Origin of the sequence: Acidovorax sp. JMULE5 (assembly GCF_013376875.1) — a bacterium.
GTDB lineage: Bacteria > Pseudomonadota > Gammaproteobacteria > Burkholderiales > Burkholderiaceae_C > Acidovorax > Acidovorax facilis.
The window spans coordinates 389,097-408,585 of record NZ_CP035951.1 but is presented as its reverse complement, the minus strand read 5'-3'; the positions used below and the strand labels follow the sequence as shown (position 1 = coordinate 408,585).

At 65.2% G+C, this 19,489-nt stretch carries 13 protein-coding genes and 1 pseudogene; 11 read left to right on the top strand and 3 right to left on the bottom strand.

What is annotated here, in order from left to right; all coding sequences use genetic code 11:
• Positions 1 to 22: 22 nt before the first annotated feature.
• Positions 23 to 3,571, bottom strand: a complete 3,549-nt coding sequence (locus tag EXV95_RS01960; RefSeq protein WP_176885615.1) for an EAL domain-containing protein — start codon at positions 3,569 to 3,571, stop codon at positions 23 to 25.
• Positions 3,572 to 3,769: 198 nt separating this feature from the next.
• On the opposite strand from EXV95_RS01960, the gene EXV95_RS01955 reads away from it, so the two are divergent.
• The 10 genes from EXV95_RS01955 to EXV95_RS01910 all read left to right on the top strand — a co-directional run bounded on the left by EXV95_RS01955 (position 3,770) and on the right by EXV95_RS01910 (position 13,107).
• Positions 3,770 to 4,252 carry a hypothetical protein gene (locus tag EXV95_RS01955; RefSeq protein ID WP_176885614.1) on the top strand — a complete coding sequence of 161 codons (483 nt, stop codon included), beginning with the start codon at positions 3,770 to 3,772 and terminating at the stop codon, positions 4,250 to 4,252.
• A 576-nt stretch (positions 4,253 to 4,828) separates the two neighbouring features.
• A complete protein-coding gene (locus EXV95_RS01950; RefSeq protein WP_255484886.1) occupies positions 4,829 to 6,286 on the top strand; it encodes a TolC family protein in 1,458 nt (485 codons plus the stop codon).
• Position 6,287: 1 nt separating this feature from the next.
• Complete coding sequence (locus EXV95_RS01945) at positions 6,288 to 7,670, top strand: multicopper oxidase family protein (protein ID WP_176885613.1); 1,383 nt, start codon at positions 6,288 to 6,290, stop codon at positions 7,668 to 7,670.
• Between the two features lie 21 nt (positions 7,671 to 7,691).
• Positions 7,692 to 8,189 (top strand): plastocyanin/azurin family copper-binding protein, encoded by a 498-nt coding sequence (locus EXV95_RS01940; protein WP_176885612.1) that lies wholly within the window; start codon positions 7,692 to 7,694, stop codon positions 8,187 to 8,189.
• An 18-nt stretch (positions 8,190 to 8,207) separates the two neighbouring features.
• Entirely contained in the window at positions 8,208 to 8,747 is a 540-nt protein-coding gene (locus tag EXV95_RS01935; protein WP_176885611.1) for a DUF411 domain-containing protein, read from the top strand.
• Entirely contained in the window at positions 8,744 to 9,100 is a 357-nt protein-coding gene (locus EXV95_RS01930; RefSeq protein WP_176885610.1) for a copper-binding protein, read from the top strand. Before EXV95_RS01935 ends, EXV95_RS01930 begins: the two co-directional genes overlap by 4 nt.
• A 66-nt stretch (positions 9,101 to 9,166) precedes the next feature.
• On the top strand, positions 9,167 to 10,174 hold the full coding sequence (locus EXV95_RS01925) for a P1 family peptidase (protein WP_176885609.1): 1,008 nt from the start codon (positions 9,167 to 9,169) through the stop codon (positions 10,172 to 10,174).
• A 142-nt stretch (positions 10,175 to 10,316) separates the two neighbouring features.
• A complete protein-coding gene (locus EXV95_RS01920) occupies positions 10,317 to 11,114 on the top strand; it encodes a lectin (RefSeq protein WP_176885608.1) in 798 nt (265 codons plus the stop codon).
• A 13-nt stretch (positions 11,115 to 11,127) separates the two neighbouring features.
• On the top strand, positions 11,128 to 11,649 hold the full coding sequence (locus EXV95_RS01915) for an EF-hand domain-containing protein (RefSeq protein ID WP_255484885.1): 522 nt from the start codon (positions 11,128 to 11,130) through the stop codon (positions 11,647 to 11,649).
• 135 nt (positions 11,650 to 11,784) lie between these two features.
• A complete protein-coding gene (locus tag EXV95_RS01910) occupies positions 11,785 to 13,107 on the top strand; it encodes a TAXI family TRAP transporter solute-binding subunit (protein ID WP_176885606.1) in 1,323 nt (440 codons plus the stop codon).
• Between the two features lie 115 nt (positions 13,108 to 13,222).
• Here the strand turns inward: EXV95_RS01910 and EXV95_RS01905 are convergent, their stop codons facing one another.
• The gene (locus EXV95_RS01905) at positions 13,223 to 15,661 is read right to left on the bottom strand and encodes a DUF1631 family protein (RefSeq protein WP_176885605.1); all 2,439 of its coding nucleotides are present in this window, start codon (positions 15,659 to 15,661) and stop codon (positions 13,223 to 13,225) included.
• Between the two features lie 60 nt (positions 15,662 to 15,721).
• Positions 15,722 to 17,382 (bottom strand): annotated as a pseudogene (gene ettA, locus EXV95_RS01900) (energy-dependent translational throttle protein EttA).
• A gap of 243 nt (positions 17,383 to 17,625) precedes the next feature.
• On the opposite strand from ettA, the gene EXV95_RS01895 reads away from it, so the two are divergent.
• The gene (locus EXV95_RS01895; RefSeq protein ID WP_176885604.1) at positions 17,626 to 19,452 is read left to right on the top strand and encodes a DEAD/DEAH box helicase; all 1,827 of its coding nucleotides are present in this window, start codon (positions 17,626 to 17,628) and stop codon (positions 19,450 to 19,452) included.
• Positions 19,453 to 19,489: the final 37 nt, after the last annotated feature.

Below are 19,489 nucleotides of genomic sequence, written 5' to 3'. Positions count from 1 at the left end.
TCCAGAACACACGGACCAGAACTCAAACAGAGGCTGCCCGTGCCTGCAGGTACTGTTCCAGCACCCCGATCGGCACCGGGCGGCTGAACAGGTAACCCTGAAAGAGCGTGCAGCCGTGCTTTTCCAGAAACGCCCGCTGCGCGTCCGTCTCCACGCCTTCGGCGATCACGTCGATTCCCAGGCTCTGCGCCATGCCGATGATGGTCTGCACGATCAGCGCATCGGTGTGCTGAATGCCAATGTTGCGCACAAAGCTCTGGTCGATCTTGAGCTGGTCCAGCGGCAGACGCGTGAGGTAGGACAGCGATGACTGCCCCGTGCCAAAGTCGTCCAGAGAAAACCGGAGACCCAGGGCGCGCAATGCGTTCATCTTCGCGATGGTGTCGTCCACGTTGTCCAGCGCCAGGCTTTCCGTCAATTCCAGCTTCAAACGGTCGGGCCGCGCACCGGTTTGCAGCAACACGGTGCGAATCTGCTCCATGAAATCGGGCTGCCGGAACTGCCGCGCGCTCACGTTCACGGACAACTGCAGCTGTTCCGTGGCGGGGTTGCCCTGCCAGCGGCGCAACTGAGCACACGCGGTCTGCAACACCCACAGGCCTATGGGCAGTATGAGCCCCGTTTCTTCGGCCAAAGGGATGAACTCATAAGGGGGGACCATGCCGCGCTCCGGGTGTTGCCAGCGGATCAGCGCCTCGGCCCCGACAGGGCGTACGCCGCAGCCCACCTGGATCTGGTAGTGCAGCAAAAACTGCCCGGCAGCCAACGCAGTGCGCAGGTCGTTTTCCAGTGCAGCACGGGCAGAGACCGCCGCCTGCATCATCGGATCAAAGAACCGGATCGCGTTGCGCCCCGCTGTTTTTGCGGCGTACATGGCCAGGTCGGCGTGTTTGACGACGTCTTCCACCGTTTGGCTTTGGCCGCTGAACAGCACGGTTCCCACACTGGTCGTGCTGTGCACATGGTGCAAGGCAAGCTGGTAAGGCTGGTTCAGGGCGGCAAGTATTTTCTCGGACACATTCTGGGCCTGCTCAGCCGCGTCGGTGGCAAGCGCGTCCAGGTCTTCCAGGAGCACCAGAAACTCATCACCGCCCAGGCGGGCCACGGTGTCGCCTTCACGCACGCATCCCGACAGGCGTTGCGCAACCTGCTGCAGCAAGACATCGCCCATGTCATGGCCCAGTGTGTCGTTCAGGGTCTTGAAGTGGTCGAGATCGAGGCACAACAGCGCGCCATGCAGGCCGGTGCGCGCACTGGTGGCAAACGCCTGCTGCAGACGGTCCAGCATGAGGCGGCGGTTGGGCAGGTGTGTCAGCGGGTCATAAAACGCCAGATGCTCGATCTCGCGCGCGGCCTGGGCACGCTGAGTGATGTCGCTGAGCGTGCCGACATAGTGGGTGACTTCGCCCCCACCGTCCGTGACGGCGGTGATGCCCATGAAGTGGAGGTTGACCGCCCCGCTTTTGCAGCGGTTCCAGATTTCGCCTTTCCATTCACCGGTGTCCGAGAGGCTGCCCCACATGGCGTCGAAAAAGGCCTTGTCATGGTGGCCCGACGCGAGAAGGCTGGAACGCTTGCCCACCGCATCTTCCGCGCTGTAGCCCGTAATTTTGGTGAAGGCCCTGTTCGTGCGCAGGATGACGGTCTCTCGGTCGGTGACGATCATGCCCTCCTGCGACTCAAACGCAATGGCCGCAATGCGCAGTTCGTTTTCATCGCGCTTGCGCGCCGTGATGTCCTTGCCCACGCCCCGGTAACCGCAAAATGTGCCGTTCACGTCAAAAATGGGTGTGCCGCTCACCGAAAGCCAGTGCAACTGGCCCGAACGGTCTTTGCGCTGGAACTCGAAATCGCGGAACTCCTGATGGCGTTCCAGCAGCTCGCGGTGCTCCTGCCAGCGGGCTTCGCTCACCCCAGGGCCAGCCAACTCCCAGCGCGTCTTGCCCATGTACGCAGCCGCCTCCTGCAGCAGACGGTCTTTGTCGCTTCCGTCCACATGGGTCAGGCGGAACTGGGCATCCTGCTCCCAGTACCAGTCAGACGACAAGATGGTCAGGGTGCGAAAGCGCGCTTCGTTGTCTTCCAGTTGCTTGCGCACGCGGTAGGCCTCGGTCACGTCGCTGAACACCAGCACGACACCGACAATCTGCCCCTGTGCATTGCGAATGGGCGCCGCGCTGTCCGCAATCTGATATTCGGCACCGTCCCGCGCGAGCAAGGTCGTGTGGTTGCTCAGCCCCACCACCTCGCCCTTGGCCACCACCATCCGCACCGGATCGACCACCGGCTCCCGCGTGCTGGCATTGACGATGCGAAACACGTCCGTCAGCGGCTTGCCCAGTGCCTCGGGCAACGGCCAGCCTGTCAGGCGTTCGGCCACTGCATTCATGCGTGTGATATGGCCCTGCGCATCCGTGGCCACCACCCCATCACCAATGGAATGCAGCGTGATGGACAGGTTTTCCTCACTCTGGCGCAACTGGGCCTCGGCGCTCTGGCGCGTAAGCGCCATGCGGTCAAAACGCTGACCCAACTCGGTCAACTCTGCCAGGCCGGTGGCGAGGGGCTGGGGGGCATAACGGCCCTGGGCAAGTTCGTCGGTGGCGTCCAACAGGCGCCGCAATGGTTTCATCACGCCCCGCCGCACGCCCTGCTGGGCCAGCAGGAAAGACAGCGCAAGGCCAGCCAGCAAGAAGGCCACCTCGGTCCACATGTTGCGGTTGGCGGTGGCGTAGAGCTGGTCCAGTGGCACGGCCAGGCTCATGGTGGCAACCGTTTTCCCACCCGACTCTATGAGCGGCTGAAACACCATCAACTGGTGTGATCCGGCCGCATTGCTGCGCTGAAGCACCCCTTCGGCAGAGCGCTGCAGCGCCGCGCTGAAATCTGCATCGGCCAACTGGGTTCCGAGTTCGGCCCCGTCGGGCGGGAAACGCGCCACCACGCGCCCATCGGCGTCGGTCACACGCGCCACAGCCCCGCGTGGCAGGCCCAGGTCGGCAAGCCGCAGGCTCCACCATTCCAGCGACACCACGGCCACTGCAGCGCCCACCACCTCCTGGCTGCCCGGCGGGACCACAGGTACCGCAAAATTGACGCTCGCCACCTGGGCAGCCCGGTCGATCTGAAAAGCCCCCACCGAGAACTCCCGGGCGGTGATGGTGTGCTGGAAATAGGGCCGGTTCGCCACGTTCACGGGCGCCTTCAACGGGCGGGCATTGCACAGCAGGTCGCCACTGGCCTGTGGCACACCAATGTTGACGTAAGTGGCGTTGAGCGACAGCACCTCGGCCAGGTACCTTCCACACTCGGGTTCCGCCGGCCGGTGCACTGAGGGCATGGCAGCAAGCTTCTGCAGAAAATCGCGGGTGTTCTGAATCAGGCGCTGCTGGCTGGCTGCCACGGCCCGCAGCGTGCCCAAAGCCTGGTTCTCTGCGGCGGCAATGGCGTCCATGCGGTGCGACCGTGCCTGGTAAACCGCCAGCAGCACGGCGGGCAGGGTCGCCACCAGAACCAGCCAGCGGATTCGCGCAGACAACGTACTCCAGGTTCCCACCAGCCAGGAAGGCATACCGACCTTTCGTCTTGCACAGTCATTCCAGGCACCGCAGGGCCAGGAGATGCACCGAACGCATTGTTACATCGTAAGCCGAACCGCCCTACATCCGCACTCCCATTTGCCCGCAGTGCCTGGTGGCCGCCCCAATGGCGGGGGACCGGAGATGTAACCTTTTGGGAACCTTGAGGCGTGCCGCCGTATCATTGGCACATGCGTCGCGGCCTCTATTTCGTGTTGATGGTGGTGCTGGTCCTGCGGGGACTTACTGGCACCGCCATGGCCGCCGGGGTCTTGCCGCCCCTGCTTCCTGCTAGCGCGCCGCATGCGCAGGAGCACAGCCACCTGGTGGCAGCCGAAGCGGCATACGCGACTTCACAAGAGCACACGACTGACCAGGCCGCACAGGCCATGGCTGCAGAAATGCAGGAAGGCGATCACACCATCGCCCATCACGATGACCATGCCGTGCATGCTGCTGCGGCATCCGCGTGTGATGGTGAGCTGGGGGGGTGTGCTGCACACGATCACCACTCTGCCGCATGTTCCGCCTGCGAAATATGCCATTCGGCAATGCTCGACGCCGCCCCGGCAGCGTCCTGCGCTCTCCGCCGCCTGGGCACCGCGCTGTCCACGGCGTCTGCACGGTTTGACAGTGCGCCTCCCGCACTGACCATCAAACCACCCATCGCCTGATCTCCAACGCCCGAAGTGCGTCTGCCACAGCCTGAGCCCCCCTGAAACAGGGTGGCCCGGGCGGTAGCGCAACACCTTTTTCGTCCGTTGTCTGGAGATCGCCATGCGCGCGCCTGCTTCATTTTCGTATCCCGCTTCATCTCCCCCGCGAACCGTCTGCCTTGTGCTGCTGGCACCGCTGCTTTCGCTGGCCCAGGGCCTTGCTCCCACCCCCAGCCATCCTCTGGCACCGGCTGCCGACGCTGCCCATGTTGCAGCCCCGACGGCTCCATTGGCCCACCCCGCCCTCGTCCCACAACCCCCATTGCCCGGCGCGCCCCCATCGCCCCAGCCATGGCGCGAGGCGCACGAGGCAGTGGCTGCCTTTCCCAGGGGGCATGCCGACATCGTCGCCTGGGAGGCTCGGCAGAGCGCCCAACCCGCCACACCCCCGCCCACCGTCGAAGGGCAAAAAAGCCCCCACCGTCATCACCACGGGCACCACGGCAGCAGCAGCAGCAGCAGCAGCAGCAGCAACGGCCAGCCCGCTTCACCCACGCCGATGCATCAACGCCACCACGCACCGGGAGGCAAGCCATGAACCTCCCCGCCCAAATGCCGCGCATCCCCCCACGCCTGTCCCCGCGCCTGTGCCTGCTGGCCGCTGCAGCCGTACTGGCCGGTTGCGCCAGTGTCTCGCCCGATGGCCTGCGCGGTGACGTCGCCACTCTCGCTGCGGGCCGCACCGGGGGCGTACAAGCGAGCCTGCCTGCAGCGGCCCCTGCCGCCCGCGCCTCTGCAGAAAAATCCGTCGAAGGCTGGCTGGCACAGCCCTTGACACAAGACGCTGCCGTGCGCATTGCCCTGCTCCACAACCCCGGCCTGCAAGCCCGCCTGGCCGCACTGGGCGTGGCCGACGCTGAGCGCGTGCAGGCCATCACCCTGCCCAACCCGCACCTTGCGCTGGGACGGTTCAGCAACAGCCACGAGCGCGAAATCGAGCGCACCCTGGCCTTCAGCCTGATTGACCTCATCACCCTGCCCTGGCGCACCGCGCGCCAGGCCGAGCGCCTGCAGATCGCGACGCTGCAAGCCGCGCAGGACGTGGTGACGCTTGCCGCCGACACCCGCCGCGCCTGGCTGCGTGCCGTGGCCGCGGAGCAAATAGCCGCCACCCACGACCGCATGGTCGAGGCGGCCGAGGCCGGGGCCGAGCTGGCCCGCCGCATGGTGCAGGTGGGCAACTGGAGCCGTCTGCAGCAGGCCCGCGAGCAGGCCGTGCTGCAAGAGGCCACCCGCCAGCGCGCCCGCGCCCGCCTTGCCGCAGCCACCGAACGCGAGCAGCTCAACCGCCGCATGGGCGTGTGGGGGCTGCAGACGCGGTACCGGCTGGCCAACCAGCTGCCGCCCCTGCCCGCCACCGCCCTGCCCGCAGACGGCATCGAAGCCACTGCGCTGCGCGAGCGGCTGGACGTGCAGGCGGCCCGCCGCCAGCTCGACACCCAGGCCACCCGCCAGGGCTGGAGCCGCGCGGGCGCAGTGTTTGGCGATATCGGCCTGGCCTACAGCCGCAACACCGCGACCGAGCGCGATGGTGGCCACCGCGAGATCACGCGCGGCTGGGAGCTGGAACTGCCCCTGCCCCTGTTCGACTGGGGCGGCGCAGCACGCACCCGCGCCCAGGCCGAGGTAGAGCAAAGTGCCGCCCAGCTGCAGGACACCGCCGTGCGCGCCCGCAGCGAGGTGCGCGCCGCCTGGCTCACCTACCGCACCGCACTCGACCTGGCGCGCCAGCAGCAGGCTGAGGTGGTACCCCTGCGCCAGCTCATCAGCGACGAGACCACCCTGCGCTACAACGGCATGCTGGCCAGTGTGTGGGACATGCTGGCCGAAGCGCGCAACAGCACCCAGGCCGTGGCCAACGCCATCGAAGCACAGCGCGACTTCTGGCTGGCCGAGACCGATCTGCAGCTCGCACTCACTGGCACATCGCCAGGCGCCCTGCAGGGCCTCACATCGGGCGCCGCAGCCTCCACCACCCCACAAGGCCACTGACATGAACCGCCGCAATTTCTTCTCCGGCGCCGCCACGGCAGTGGCCGCAGCCTCCGTCAGCCGCGTGGCCCTGGCCGCGCTGCCCGAGCCCGCCATGCAGTCCAGCGCCGACACCGCGCCGCCGCTGCACCCGCCCACGGGCCGCCCCTACAACCCGGTGGTCACTTTGAATGGCTGGACCGCCCCCTGGCGCATGAACGCAGGCGTCAAGGAGTTCCACCTGGTGGCCGAGCCCGTGGTGCGTGAGGTGGCGCCCGGCTTCATGGTCAACATGTGGGGCTACAACGGCCAAAGCCCCGGCCCCACCATCGAGGTGGTTGAAGGCGACCGCGTGCGCATCTTCGTTACCAACCGCCTGCCCGAGCACACCACCATCCACTGGCACGGCCAGCGCCTGCCCAACGGCATGGACGGTGTCGGCGGGCTCACCCAGCCCGCCATCCAGCCGGGCAAGACCTTTGTATACGAGTTTGTGGCGCGTCGCCCTGGCACCTTCATGTACCACCCGCATGCCGATGAGATGGTGCAGATGGCCATGGGCATGATGGGCCTGTGGATCACCCACCCGAAGGCCGCGCACCCGCACATCGCCAAGGTGCAGCGCGACTACGCCTTCTTGCTCAACGCTTTTGACGTGGAGCCCGGCAGCATGACCCCGAAGGTCAACACCATGCTGGACCACAACATCTGGTGCTGGAACAGCCGCGTGTTCCCCGCCATCAGCCCGCTGGTGGCGCGGCAGGGTGAGCGCGTGCGCATGCGCATCGGCAACCTCACCATGACGAACCACCCGATTCACATCCACGGCCACGAATTCGAAGTGACCGGCACCGACGGCGGCCCCGTGCCCAAAAGTGCGCGCTGGCCCGAGGTGACCACCGACGTGGCCGTGGGCCAGATGCGGCAGGTCGAGTTCATTGCCGACGAACTGGGCGACTGGGCCCTGCACTGCCACAAGAGCCACCACACCATGGGCGCCATGGGGCACGACGTGCCGACCATGATCGGCGTGGACCACCGGGGCCTGGTCGGCAAGATCCAGAAGATCGTGCCCGACTACATGGTGATGGGCGAGCGCGGCATGGCCGACATGGGTGCCATGGAGATGCCGCTGCCCGACAACACCTTTCCGATGATGACCGGCACCGGCCCCTTCGGCCCGTTGGAGATGGGCGGTATGTTCACCACCCTCAAGGTGCGCGCCGACCAGCCTGCGGGCGATTACCGCGACCCTGGAGACTTCAAGCAACCTGCGGGCACGGTGGCCTACGAATGGCAGGGTGCCCCCGCCAGCACACCACGCCCCGCCCGCGCAGACACCCCAGGCACCGCGCCCGGCGCAGCGAGCGCACGCAAGCCCGCTGCCAGCGGCCACCAGCACTGAACCTCCCCATCAGCACACACCATGAATACTATTAAATTGATAGCTGCTTGCGCTTTATGGATAAGCGCTAGCACCTCTTTTGGCCATGAAAACGCCCATCACACTGCATCGAACAGCCCGGTGGTCAAGGAGCAAAAGGACTGGGGCATCGCAGGCGACGCCAAGGCCGTGCGCCGCACCATCACCGTCCGCATGACCGACGACATGCGCTTTGCGCCGAATCACATCGAAGTGCGTGAGGGCGACACCGTGCGGCTGCGTGCCGAGAACAAAGGCAAGGTGTTGCACGAGATCGTGATCGGCACCAAGGCCGAGCTGAACCAGCACGCCGAGATGATGAAAAAGCACCCCGGCATGGAACATGACGAGCCCTACATGGCCCACGTGGCGGCGGCCAAGACCGGTGACATCGTGTGGCACTTCAACCGCGCCGGGAGTTTTGACTTTGCATGCCTGATCCCCGGCCACTACCAGGCCGGCATGACCGGCACCATCACTGTGCTGCCGCGCAACCCATAACGCCAGGAGAGACACGCCATGACCAACTCACGCAATCCACGCTCCGCATCCACCGCAGCCCACCCTGCACGACGCCAATGGCTCACCACCGCACTGCCTTTGCTGGGTGCGGGTGTGGCCGTCGCCCTGCTGCCCGGCCTGTCCCGAGCAGCCACCAACACCCCTACACCGCTGGAGGTGTGGAAAGACCCGAACTGCGGCTGCTGCCAGGACTGGGTGGACCACATGCAAGCCAACGGCTTTGCCGTGAAGGTGCACGCCACCGGCAACAACGCCGTGCGCGCACGGCTGGGCCTGCCGCAAAAGCTGGGCTCGTGCCACACCGCCCTCGTCGGCGGCTATGTGGTGGAAGGCCATGTGCCTGCCAGCGACGTGCGCGCGCTGCTGCAGCAAAAGCCCAAGGCCCTGGGCCTGGCGGTGCCTGGCATGCCCGTGGGCTCGCCCGGCATGGACGGCCCTGCGTATGGCGAGCGGCGTGACCCGTACGACGTGCTGCTGGTGGCGCGCGACGGCAGCACCCGTGTTTTCAAAAGCTACAACAAGAAGGCATCGACATGAAAATCCTTTACATCCCACTGGTCGCCAGCCTGCTTCTCCTAGGCGCAGGGCCCGCTCTGGCGCAAGCCCCCACCGCTGCAGCCTCCGATAGCCACAACAGCCACCATCCGGCCCCGTCGGCGGCGCAAGCGGAACTGAGCGAAGGCGAAATCACCCGCTGGGACCCGCGCACACTGCGCCTCACCTTGAAACATGGCGAGATCAAGAACCTGGAAATGCCGCCCATGACCATGGTGTTCCGCGTGGTGGATGCCAGCGTGGTGGGTGACTTGAAACCGGGTGACAAGGTGCGCTTTCGGGCCGAGCAGGTCAATGGCGCTTACCACGTCAAACAGATCGAAAAGGCCCCGTGAGCCCCCTGCCGGCCGACTGATGTCGCACAAACCCGCTGGTGCGCCCGGGCACCATAATCGACGGCCATGAGTTCTCAACACGTTCTGGCCGGCAGCGCTGGCAGCATCACCCGCGTGGCGGGCATCGAGGTCGGTCACTTCACCGAAACCCGCCGCCCCACGGGCTGCACCGTCATCATCACCCGCGAAGGCGCCGTGGCCGGTGTGGATGTACGGGGCGCAGCACCCGGCACCCGCGAGACCGATCTGCTCCACCCCTCCAACCTGGTGGACAAGGTGCACGCCATCATGCTGGCCGGGGGCAGCGCCTGGGGGCTGGATGCCGCCACTGGCGCTGTGCGCTGGCTGGAAGAACGCGGCGTGGGTTTCGACGTGGCCGTGGGCCGCCTGCCCATCGTGCCTGCCGCCGTGCTGTTTGACCTGCTGGTGGGCGACATGCACATTCGCCCCGACGCTGCGGCGGGCTACGCCGCGTGCGATGCGGCATCCACCGCCGACCCGGCCGAGGGCAATGTGGGCGCGGGCACGGGTGCAGCGTTGGGCAAGATCTTCGGCATCCAGCGCGCGATGAAGGGTGGCATCGGCACCGCCTCCGTCACGGTGGATGGCGTCACGGTGGGTGCGCTCATTGCCTGCAATGCACTGGGCGACGTGATCGACCCCGACACCGCCCAGGTGATTGCAGGTGCCCGCACCGACGACGGCCTGCGTTTGCGCGACACGCGCCGTGCCCTGCTGCGCGGCGACCCGCCCCAGCCCCTGCTGGCGGGCACCAACACCACCATCGGCGTGGTGGCCACCGACGCTGTCATCACCAAGGTGCAGGCCCACCGCCTGGCCGTGGCCGCCCACGACGGCCTGGCGCGCAGCATCAACCCGGTGCACACCATGTCGGACGGCGACACGCTCTTCAGCCTGGGCACTGGCCGCGCAGGCAAAAGCCTGGGCATGATGGTGCTGGCCACCATGGCGGCCGAGGCCACGGCCATTGCCACGGCACGCGCGGCACGCGCGGCGCGGTCCATCACCACGGCGGAAGGCTTGTACTTGCCGTGGGCTGGTGAGTTGGGGTAAACAATGGTCATGGGGTCATCGCCCATGAGCCCATATGATGCCCACACCGCGCGCAGGGCTCAGGCGCCAGAACACGCCCGGAGCGCACTGCGGCCCCCACGCGCCAGTCTTGCCACCCTATCTATCGCGACAAGGAGAATTCATGAAAGACCTGACCCGTCTGCGGCACAGCTGGTTGTTGTGCCTGCCTTTGCTCCTGAACACCCAAGCCGCCATCGCCCAGGACCAGTTCGTGGACCTGCAATCCAACGGTGGCTACACGTCCTATCGCCTGCCGGACGACACCACACAGGTGGACTTGAGCGCACAGACACAGGGGGCTTGCCGTTTCAATCGCACCTGGGGCTATGACCTGACGAACCGGGAACTGTGGACCAACGGGGGGTGTGGCGGCCGCTTCCAGATTACCCGCAGCTACGCACCGAACAACAGCAGTGGCTCCAACGCAGGTGCAGCCGTGGCCGCAGTGGCGGCCATTGCGGGCCTTGCGCTGCTGGCCAACCATAACCGGCACGACAACGACCGGCAACCCGAGTACCCGGACTATCCCGGCCAGGGTGGCGACTGGGGGCGAGAAGTCCGCGTGGACGGCCGCCTGTGCCTGGACGTGCGGGGTGGAAAGTTCCAGCCAGGCACCACATTGCAGGTGTATGAATGCAACGGCACCGCGTCCCAGCGGTTTGCCGTGGGGCGCGGGGGTGAGATCCGGGTACGCGACCTGTGCGTGGACGTGGACCGTGGCGACCCGCGCGATGGCGCACGGGTGGTGCTGTGGTCGTGCTCAGGCTCGCGCAGCCAAAGCTGGGCCACCCGGGGCGGCCAGATCGTGAGCCAGCTCACCGGCAAATGCCTGGACGTGGAGGATGGCCGGGTCCGCCAGGGCGCACACACCATGGTCTGGCCCTGCAACCGCAGCCCCAGCCAACGCTGGTGGTGGTAAGGAGGGCCCAATGATGATCACAACCCCACACGCTCTGCGCACCATGCGCTTGCTGTGCAGTGCAGCAGCGGCAGGCACCTTCGCTCTGGCATGTGCATCCGCCGCGCAGGCAGCGGATGCCCCGGTGTCTTCCCCCACATCCCCACCCAAGGTGACCACCACGGCCCAGAAGCCAGCAGCACCATCGCGCGCCAACCGGCTCCAGGCGATCTGCTCGTCTGCTGACCTGAACCACGACGGCAAGGTGTCTCTGGAGGAGTTTCACCGGGACATCGTGCAAGGCTGGCACAACCTCTCGCCCGATGCGACAGGCCATGTCCAGCTCTCCGACCTGGCCCAGGTGCCGCGCATGGGCAAAGGCCGCCTGAAGCGACTTGCAGCCGTTGACACGGACAGCGACGGCAAGCTGTCGTTCAAGGAAGTCGTTGAAAGCCGCGTGGCCTATTTCGACGCGGCGGATACCGATCAGGACGACCAGCTCTCCCTTTCGGAATGTGTGGCTTACGAGCGCCAGCGGCGCGGCGGCAAGCCATAGATCTCAGGAACTCCTGTCGCGTTCCTGGCCCAATGTGCCTGGAGGGCGTACGCCATAGCAGCATGAGCAACCACGGGGCCACGGACGGTCGCAGAGGCCTCGTGGTTGCTCCATCCCATGTTCAGCACTTATCCCATGTCCCAGGCTTTCCGCAACACCCTGCTTTCTCTGCGCGATCTGATCGTGTCGGCCGGTCCTCTCGCGTTTCTGGCGGTGGGGCTGCTGGTGCTGGCGTACTGGTGGCTCAACCCCAACCCACCCAAAACCGTAACGCTCGCCACAGGCCCGGCGCAAAGCGCTTACGAGGAGTTTGGCAAGCGCTACCAGAAGGCGTTGGCGGTGGACGGCATCGAAGTCCGGTTGCTGCCCAGCGACGGCTCTTCGCACAACCTGCAGCTGTTGCGTGAGGGCAAGGCCGATGTGGCGTTTGTGCAGGGTGGCACGGCCGAACTGCAACCCGATGATGCCGATGAGCTGGTGTCACTGGGCAGCCTCTTTGTAGAGCCCGTCTGGCTGTTCTACCGTGCGGAAACTGCAGAACGTGTGTACAACACGCCGCGCATCGACAGCCTGCGGCAGTTGCGTGGCTGGCGGGTCAATGTAGGCTCGGACGGCAGTGGCGTGCCCAAGTTGATGGAGCGTCTGCTCGACGCCAACAAGGTGGCGCCTGGTGCGGTGCAGATGTCCCGGCTGGAGCAGACGCCAGCCACCGTGGAATTTCTGGCGGGCAGACTTGATGCGCTGGTGTTCGCCTCGGCCCCCGAATCGCTGATGGTGCAGATGCTGCTGCAGACACCCGGCGTGCAGTTGCTGGACTTTGCCCAGCACGAGGCCTATGCGCGGCGGTTTCCGTTCCTGACGCCGGTCACATTGCCGCGCGGCGTGGTGGACCTGGCAGCCAACGTGCCCACGCGGGATGTGCGCCTGGTGGCATCCACCACCTCGCTGCTGGCGCGCGATGCCACGCACCCTGCCCTGCTCACTCTGTTTGCGCAGAACGCGCAGAAACTGCACGGTGGATCGGGCTGGTTCAACCGGGCCCGCGAGTTCCCCAACTCACGCAATAGCGAACTTCCGATTGCCAAGGAAGGCGACCGGGCCATGAACGAGCCGGTGCCGATGCTGCAACGCTACCTGCCGTTCTGGATGGCGAACCTGATTGAGCGCATGTGGCTGGTACTGGGCATTTTGCTGGCGATCATGCTCCCGCTGTCGCGCGTCGTGCCGCCGCTGTACCAGTTCCGGGTGCGTTCACGCGTGTTCCGCTGGTATGGCCGGCTTCGCGAAATCGAAAACGACATGGAGGCTGGCAACATTGAGGCCGCCGAGCTGCTCAAGGCCCTCAATACGCTGGAGGCACAGGCTGAAAAAGTGAGCGTACCGTTGTCCTACGCAGACGAGTTGTACGCGCTGCGCAATCACATTCACCTGGTGCGCAAAAAGTTGCTCCGCGTCTGAGCTGTCCCTGGCGCTTCAGGGTACATCTGTGAATTGAGCGCCCTTTGTTGCATGGAGCACGCGAGGCCAAGGCTCAAAGCGATGGCGAATCGCGTGGGAAGCGCGGGGTGCTGAGTTAGCGTGTCTTGGAAGACTTGGAGCCCAACGGGGCAACTTTGGAGGAAGGGGCGCTGCTGGTCACCTTCCGGGACGACCCCGCTGAGACAGCGTCCAGAACACGGACCGTGGAGGACACAGCCGGAACCACCCGCAAGGAGCCATCCGCAGCCAGCTTGTCGCGCATGCGCCGGGTCATGGACTGCGTGCTTGCATCGGGTGCGGTAAAAAGAAACAACGTGCCGTGCGGGCTTGCCCAGGTGAGTTGCGTGCGGACGACCCGGCCGTTGGTGACCAGCTCGACCCATGCGCCAATCACAAAGTCAGCGTAGGGATCGGGCGCATCCACAGGCGCCTGAACGCTGTCCTCGGGGGCCAAAGCGGAGGCTTGCGCTTCAGCAGGGGTTGCTTCTTGGGCCACCGGCTCGGGTTCTGGCTGAGGCGCCGCCACAGGTGCGGGCGCTGGCTTTTCAAAGGCCGACTGATGCAGCCCCACCAAACGCTGCAAGAAGGCGCTGGTCTGCACAGCGGGGTAATTGATGGTCTTGAGCCCCTTGCGCAGCTTGGCCAGCAGGCCGGGAATGGCCTCGTTCAGGCGCTCAGGTTCCTGGCGGGTCAGGTCGGGTTGGGAGCTCCATAGCAGCACAGGCACCAGCGCCAGGTAGCCACCGGGGTCCTCATCCTGCCCATCTCCGCCCTTGAGCACCTGCGCCAAGGCGATCACGTCCGCCCACGGGCCTGCGGCAAAATCGAGCACGTCGGCAGGCACGTTCTCCAGGTCCGGCAGCCTGCGGATGTCGGCCGCAGTCTTTTCGGCCAGCATTTCTCGCTGCTCCGCTTGAAGCAAGGCTTTTTGCTGCGCTTCCTGATGGGCCTTGATCTTCTGCTCCTGAGTCTCCCAGGCAGACTGCAGGGCCTTGAGCACGGTATCAAAAGGCCCTGCATCTTTGATTTCGTTGGCAGTCAGGTGCTCCACCGCCCCTTGCACCAAGCGCATGAAACTGCTGAACCCCGGCGTTGCTTCTGCTGTGAACGCCAGGCTGCGTTGCGTCAGCTCATCCAGCAAACGGCGCGCGGGATGGGTGCCATCGGTGAAAAACCGCCCATCGTGTGTCACCAGTTGTTTGAGTGCGGGCTCCAAACTCTTCACAGCCTTCTGCACGGGCGGCAGAAGGCGAGCATCCTGGGCAATGTTCTCCATCATGCGGCCAACCACCTCAATGGCCATGGCCGGGGATTGGGTGGCCGCCTCCATCGGCATGGCTGCGTAGGCCACAGGAGCCACACCCGGCCCCCGCCACCCCGTCAAAGGCGCCGACAGCGAAGCCGCCTGGCTGCCGCTGGCGAGCCTTCCCACCAAGCGTTCGAGCTGGGCCATGTCCTCAATGGCCTCGGCCGCCGCACCAACAGGGTAGTAACCACCACCTTGCGGCATGGGTTGGGCACCCGCCACAACCCCGCCCGCAGGAGGCACCCCCCACGCAGGCTGCAAAGCCACCGGCTGCGAAGGCATGGCGCCATATGCGCGTGGATCAAAAGGATCTCCGCCAGCCAACATCTGGCGCAGAATGCCCACCGTCAACAACGCTTCTTCTGCGGCAGGCGCCATCGGCGACTGCAGGGAATCGCCACTCCAGCCTGTGGAGGGCCCCATGCCACGGCCATAGCCGGTGTTGCCATAGTCTCCCATGGGCGCGCCCATCGAATTGCCATAGCCGGAGTAACCCCCACCATAGCCAGTACCCATGCCGGTGTTGGCGCCGGGGCCACCGTAACCACCGCCACGACCCGCGTTGCCGCCGGGCGTGCCGAGCACCGCGTACCCCACGGGCTGAACACCATGTTCGCGCAGGCTGGCAGCCGTTTTTTTGTATTCATCCACCAGCAGCTTACCCAGCAGGTCGCGCATATGCTGCATCCACAGCTGGCGCACTTCGGGCGATACGCCAGTGTCTCCCACCACCTGCTGGAGCGCGCGGATATAGCTTTCGGGGCGCAGTGGGTTGCGTTCGGGTTGCACACTGCGCAAGCCCTGTGCGGAACTGACGAGGGTGTTGAGTTCGGCCAGTACCGCATCAGTGGCATGCAGCGCCGATTGCTGCGCCTTGGACAGCTCCACCTGCGCCTGCATCTCGTTCTCATCCATGAGCGAGAGTTCACCGAAGTCCATCCCGGTGTCCTCGGCAGAACTGCGGCCTTTGGCAGCGGGACCTTCGGCAAAAATCTCCAGCAGGGCCATGGGATAACCCTTGACCAGCGCAGCTTCATGCTGGTTCAGCAAGCGCAGGCTGTCACTGACCAGATTGCGCTGCTGGATATTGCGGACGACAGACTCCTCACCCGTCAGGGCCCCTTGCGTGACCTTGACCAATTCCTGCATCAACGCCTCGCCGCCGCGCACGGCGTTGACGACACAGGCGCGGAAAACAGTTCTCGAACGAGACGCAGTCTGGGACATGGTGGGGAGGAATCGATCGGACAACAGGTTTCCAGATGCAATGCTACTTGACCTGACGCCTTATTTGAGGGCTTTGAACCTCATTCGTTTGGGTTTTGCCCCTTCTTCACCCAGGCGCTTCTTCTTGTCGGCCTCGTACTCCTGGTAATTGCCGTCAAAGAACGTCCACTGGCTGTCACCTTCGGCGGCCAGGATGTGTGTGGCGATCCGGTCCAGGAACCAGCGATCGTGGCTGATTACCAACATGGTGCCGGCAAATTCCAGCAGCGCGTCTTCCAGAGCCCGCAAGGTTTCCACGTCCAGGTCATTGGACGGCTCATCCAGCATCAGCACGTTGCCGCCGGCAATCAGGGTCTTGGCCAGGTGCAAACGACCGCGTTCCCCCCGGAGAGCATGCCAACCTTCTTTTGCTGGTCGCCGCCGTTGAAGTTGAAGCGACCGCAGTAGGCGCGGCTTGCCATCTGGAATTTGCCCACATTCAGGATGTCGAGCCCGCCCGATACGTCTTCCCACACGGTCTTGTCATTCGACAAATCATCGCGGTGCTGGTCCACAAAGGCCATCTTGACGGTGGAGCCGATAACGACCTCCCCCGCGTCCGGCTTTTCCTTGCCCGCAATCAGCTTGAACAGCGTGGACTTACCGGCGCCGTTGGGCCCGATGATGCCGACGATGGCGCCTGCAGGAATGTTGAAGCTCAGGTTGTCGATCAGCACGCGGTCGCCAAACGACTTGGTGACGTTCTTGAACTCGATCACCTGGCTACCCAGACGGTCCGCCACGGGGATGAAGATTTCGTTCGTTTCGTTGCGCTTCTGGTATTCGTAATCGCTCAGTTCCTCAAAGCGGGCCAGACGGGCCTTGCTCTTGGCCTGGCGGGCCTTGGGGTTCTGGCGCGACCATTCCAGCTCCTTCTTCAGGGCCTTGGCGCGGGCTTCCTCACCCTTTTGTTCGGCTTCCAGACGGGCGCCCTTCTGGGTCAGCCAGTCGGAATAATTGCCCTTGTACGGGATGCCGGACCCACGGTCCAGTTCCAGAATCCATTCGGCGGCGTTGTCCAGGAAGTAGCGATCGTGGGTGATGGCCACCACGGTGCCGGAGTAGCGCTGCAGGAACTGCTCCAGCCAGTCCACCGATTCGGCATCCAAGTGGTTGGTAGGCTCGTCGAGCAGCAGCATGTCGGGCTTGGACAGCAGCAGGCGGCACAGGGCCACGCGGCGCTTTTCACCGCCGGAGAGCACGCCAATGTTGGCATCCCAAGGTGGCAGGCGCAGCGCATCGGCTGCGATTTCCAATTGGTGCTCGGAGTCGGTACCCGCCGTTGCAATAATGGCTTCCAACTCGGCCTGTTCGGCGGCCAGCGCGTCAAAGTCGGCATCTTCAGCGCCATAGGCGGTGTAGACCTCTTCCAGACGGGCCTTGGCGGCAAAAACCTTGCCCATGCCGGCTTCCACGCTCTCCCGCACGGTTTGTGTCGGGTCCAGCTGGGGTTCCTGGGGCAGATAGCCGATGTTCAGACCGGCCATGGGGATGGCCTCGCCTTCGATTTCCTTGTCAAGGCCCGCCATGATCTTCAGGAGGGTGGACTTACCCGAACCGTTAGTCCCCAATACGCCAATCTTGGCGCCCGGGAAGAAGCTCAGGGAGATGTCTTTCAAGATCTGCCGCTTGGGCGGCACGATCTTGCCGACGCGATTCATGGAAAAAACGTATTGGGCCATTGAGTGTCAAACCTGCAAAAATGAGCAGAAATTCTGCGTGCAAACCGAGATTATCGGGCCATGCGACAATACCCACCGTAGCGGGCTCCAGTTGCCCGCCACATCAGCACACTGCTGGGGACGAAGGAAGCATCAACTTCCAGGCTCCCACTCTTGAACCTCATCGGCTTGAGACTGGCTCGACAACCTCCCGGTTGCACGACAGGCCGATACCCAGCGCCCCGGACGGGCGCATCCAAAGACATGACATTTGACGAACTGAACCTGGCTCCTGCCATCCTGAAGGCCGTGCACGAAACGGGCTACGAAACCCCCACGCCCATTCAGGCCCAGGCCATTCCCGCCGTGCTCGCAGGCCACGACCTGCTGGCTGGCGCGCAGACTGGCACCGGCAAGACCGCCGCGTTTACCCTGCCCATGCTGCATCGCCTTTCGCAAAGCGCTGCCCCCAAGAACAAGTTCGGTGGCAAGGGCATCCGTGCCCTGGTGCTGACGCCCACCCGCGAACTCGCCGCCCAGGTGGAAGAATCCGTGCGCGAATACGGCAAATACCTGGACATCAACTCCACCGTCGTCTTCGGCGGTGTGGGCATGAACCCGCAGATCGACCGCGTCAAGCGCGGGGTGGACATTCTGGTGGCCACGCCCGGCCGCCTGCTGGACTTGCAGCAGCAGGGTTTCCTGGACCTGTCGACCGTGCAGGTACTGGTGCTCGACGAGGCCGACCGCATGCTGGACATGGGTTTCATCCACGACGTGAAGAAGGTGCTGGCCCTGGTGCCCAAGGACAAGCAAAGCCTGCTGTTCTCGGCCACCTTCAGCGATGAAATCCGCGACCTGGCCAACACCCTGCTCAAGAACCCTCAGAGCATCCAGGTCACCCCCAGCAACACCACCGTGCAGCGCATCTCGCAGGTGATTCACCCCGTGGGCCGTGGCAAGAAGAAGCAGGTGCTGCTGCACATCATCCAGCAGCACAACTGGAGCCAGGTGCTGGTGTTCACCCGCACCAAGTTTGGCGCCAACAATGTGGCCGAGTTCCTGACCAAGAACGGCGTGCAGGCCATGGCCCTGCATGGCAACAAGAGCCAGAGTGCGCGCACCCAGGCACTGGCAGGCTTCAAAAGCGGCGAAATCCGCGCCCTGGTGGCCACCGACATTGCAGCGCGCGGCATTGACATCGACGACCTGCCGCACGTCGTCAACTACGAAATCCCGAACGTCTCTGAAGACTACGTGCACCGGATTGGCCGCACGGGCCGCGCTGGTGCTACTGGCGAAGCCGTGAGCCTGGTCTGCATGGACGAAGAAGGCTTCATGATGGACATCGAGCGCTTCACCAAGCAGCAGATCCCGGTCCAGATCATCGAAGGCTTCGGCCCCGACGCGGGCGAGAAGGCAGAGCCCATCGCCATGGGTCGCCAGACCATCTGGGGCGGTGCAGGCAAGCCCCCGAGCCGTGACGTGATGCAGGCAGCCGCCAAGGCAGCCCGTAGCGAAATGATGGACCGCATCCGCACCAACAAGGCCGGCCAGGGTGCTGGCGGCGGCGGTGGCGGTGACCGTGGCCCCCGCACTGGCGGCGGCGGTGGTGCCCGTGGCGGCCGCGCCGGTGGTGCACCTGCTGCAGCGGGCGGTGGCGGCAATGGTCCGCGCGGTGGCCGTGCCGGTGGTGGCGGTGGCGCCCAGGGCGGCGGCGCACGCGCTGGCGGCCAGGCACCTGCACGCGGCCGCTCCGGCGGCAGCGCCGGTGGCGGAGGCGGCGGCTACGAAGGCGGCAATCGCTACGACGACTCGCAACCCCCACGCGCGAATGCCCACCTGGGCACGCACATGGGCCACGCCAACCCGGGCCATCGCAACTCCAGCCATGCAGGCGGCGCTGGCGGCCAGCCAGATCCCATGCGCACCAGCGTGGACAGCATGGGCGGCGGCGGTCGCCGTGGCGGCGGTGGCTATCGTGGCAACAACGGTGGAGGTGGCGGCTATGGCGGAGGCACGGGTGGTTCTGGTGGCCGGGGCAACGGGTCTCGTGGGCCGGGCGGTTCTCGCGGCTCTTTTGGCCGCTGATCCGTCGGTAGCCAAAAACAAAAACACAGCCCATACC

What these genes read in the sequence shown, in the direction of transcription:
- EXV95_RS01960 (WP_176885615.1), bottom strand. Translation starts at nt 3,571, where the DNA reads ATGCCTTCCTGGCTGGTGGGAACCTGGAGTACGTTGTCTGCGCGAATC.
- EXV95_RS01955 (WP_176885614.1), top strand. Translation starts at nt 3,770, where the DNA reads ATGCGTCGCGGCCTCTATTTCGTGTTGATGGTGGTGCTGGTCCTGCGG.
- EXV95_RS01950 (WP_255484886.1), top strand. Translation starts at nt 4,829, where the DNA reads ATGAACCTCCCCGCCCAAATGCCGCGCATCCCCCCACGCCTGTCCCCG.
- EXV95_RS01945 (WP_176885613.1), top strand. Translation starts at nt 6,288, where the DNA reads ATGAACCGCCGCAATTTCTTCTCCGGCGCCGCCACGGCAGTGGCCGCA.
- EXV95_RS01940 (WP_176885612.1), top strand. Translation starts at nt 7,692, where the DNA reads ATGAATACTATTAAATTGATAGCTGCTTGCGCTTTATGGATAAGCGCT.
- EXV95_RS01935 (WP_176885611.1), top strand. Translation starts at nt 8,208, where the DNA reads ATGACCAACTCACGCAATCCACGCTCCGCATCCACCGCAGCCCACCCT.
- EXV95_RS01930 (WP_176885610.1), top strand. Translation starts at nt 8,744, where the DNA reads ATGAAAATCCTTTACATCCCACTGGTCGCCAGCCTGCTTCTCCTAGGC.
- EXV95_RS01925 (WP_176885609.1), top strand. Translation starts at nt 9,167, where the DNA reads ATGAGTTCTCAACACGTTCTGGCCGGCAGCGCTGGCAGCATCACCCGC.
- EXV95_RS01920 (WP_176885608.1), top strand. Translation starts at nt 10,317, where the DNA reads ATGAAAGACCTGACCCGTCTGCGGCACAGCTGGTTGTTGTGCCTGCCT.
- EXV95_RS01915 (WP_255484885.1), top strand. Translation starts at nt 11,128, where the DNA reads ATGATCACAACCCCACACGCTCTGCGCACCATGCGCTTGCTGTGCAGT.
- EXV95_RS01910 (WP_176885606.1), top strand. Translation starts at nt 11,785, where the DNA reads ATGTCCCAGGCTTTCCGCAACACCCTGCTTTCTCTGCGCGATCTGATC.
- EXV95_RS01905 (WP_176885605.1), bottom strand. Translation starts at nt 15,661, where the DNA reads ATGTCCCAGACTGCGTCTCGTTCGAGAACTGTTTTCCGCGCCTGTGTC.
- EXV95_RS01895 (WP_176885604.1), top strand. Translation starts at nt 17,626, where the DNA reads ATGACATTTGACGAACTGAACCTGGCTCCTGCCATCCTGAAGGCCGTG.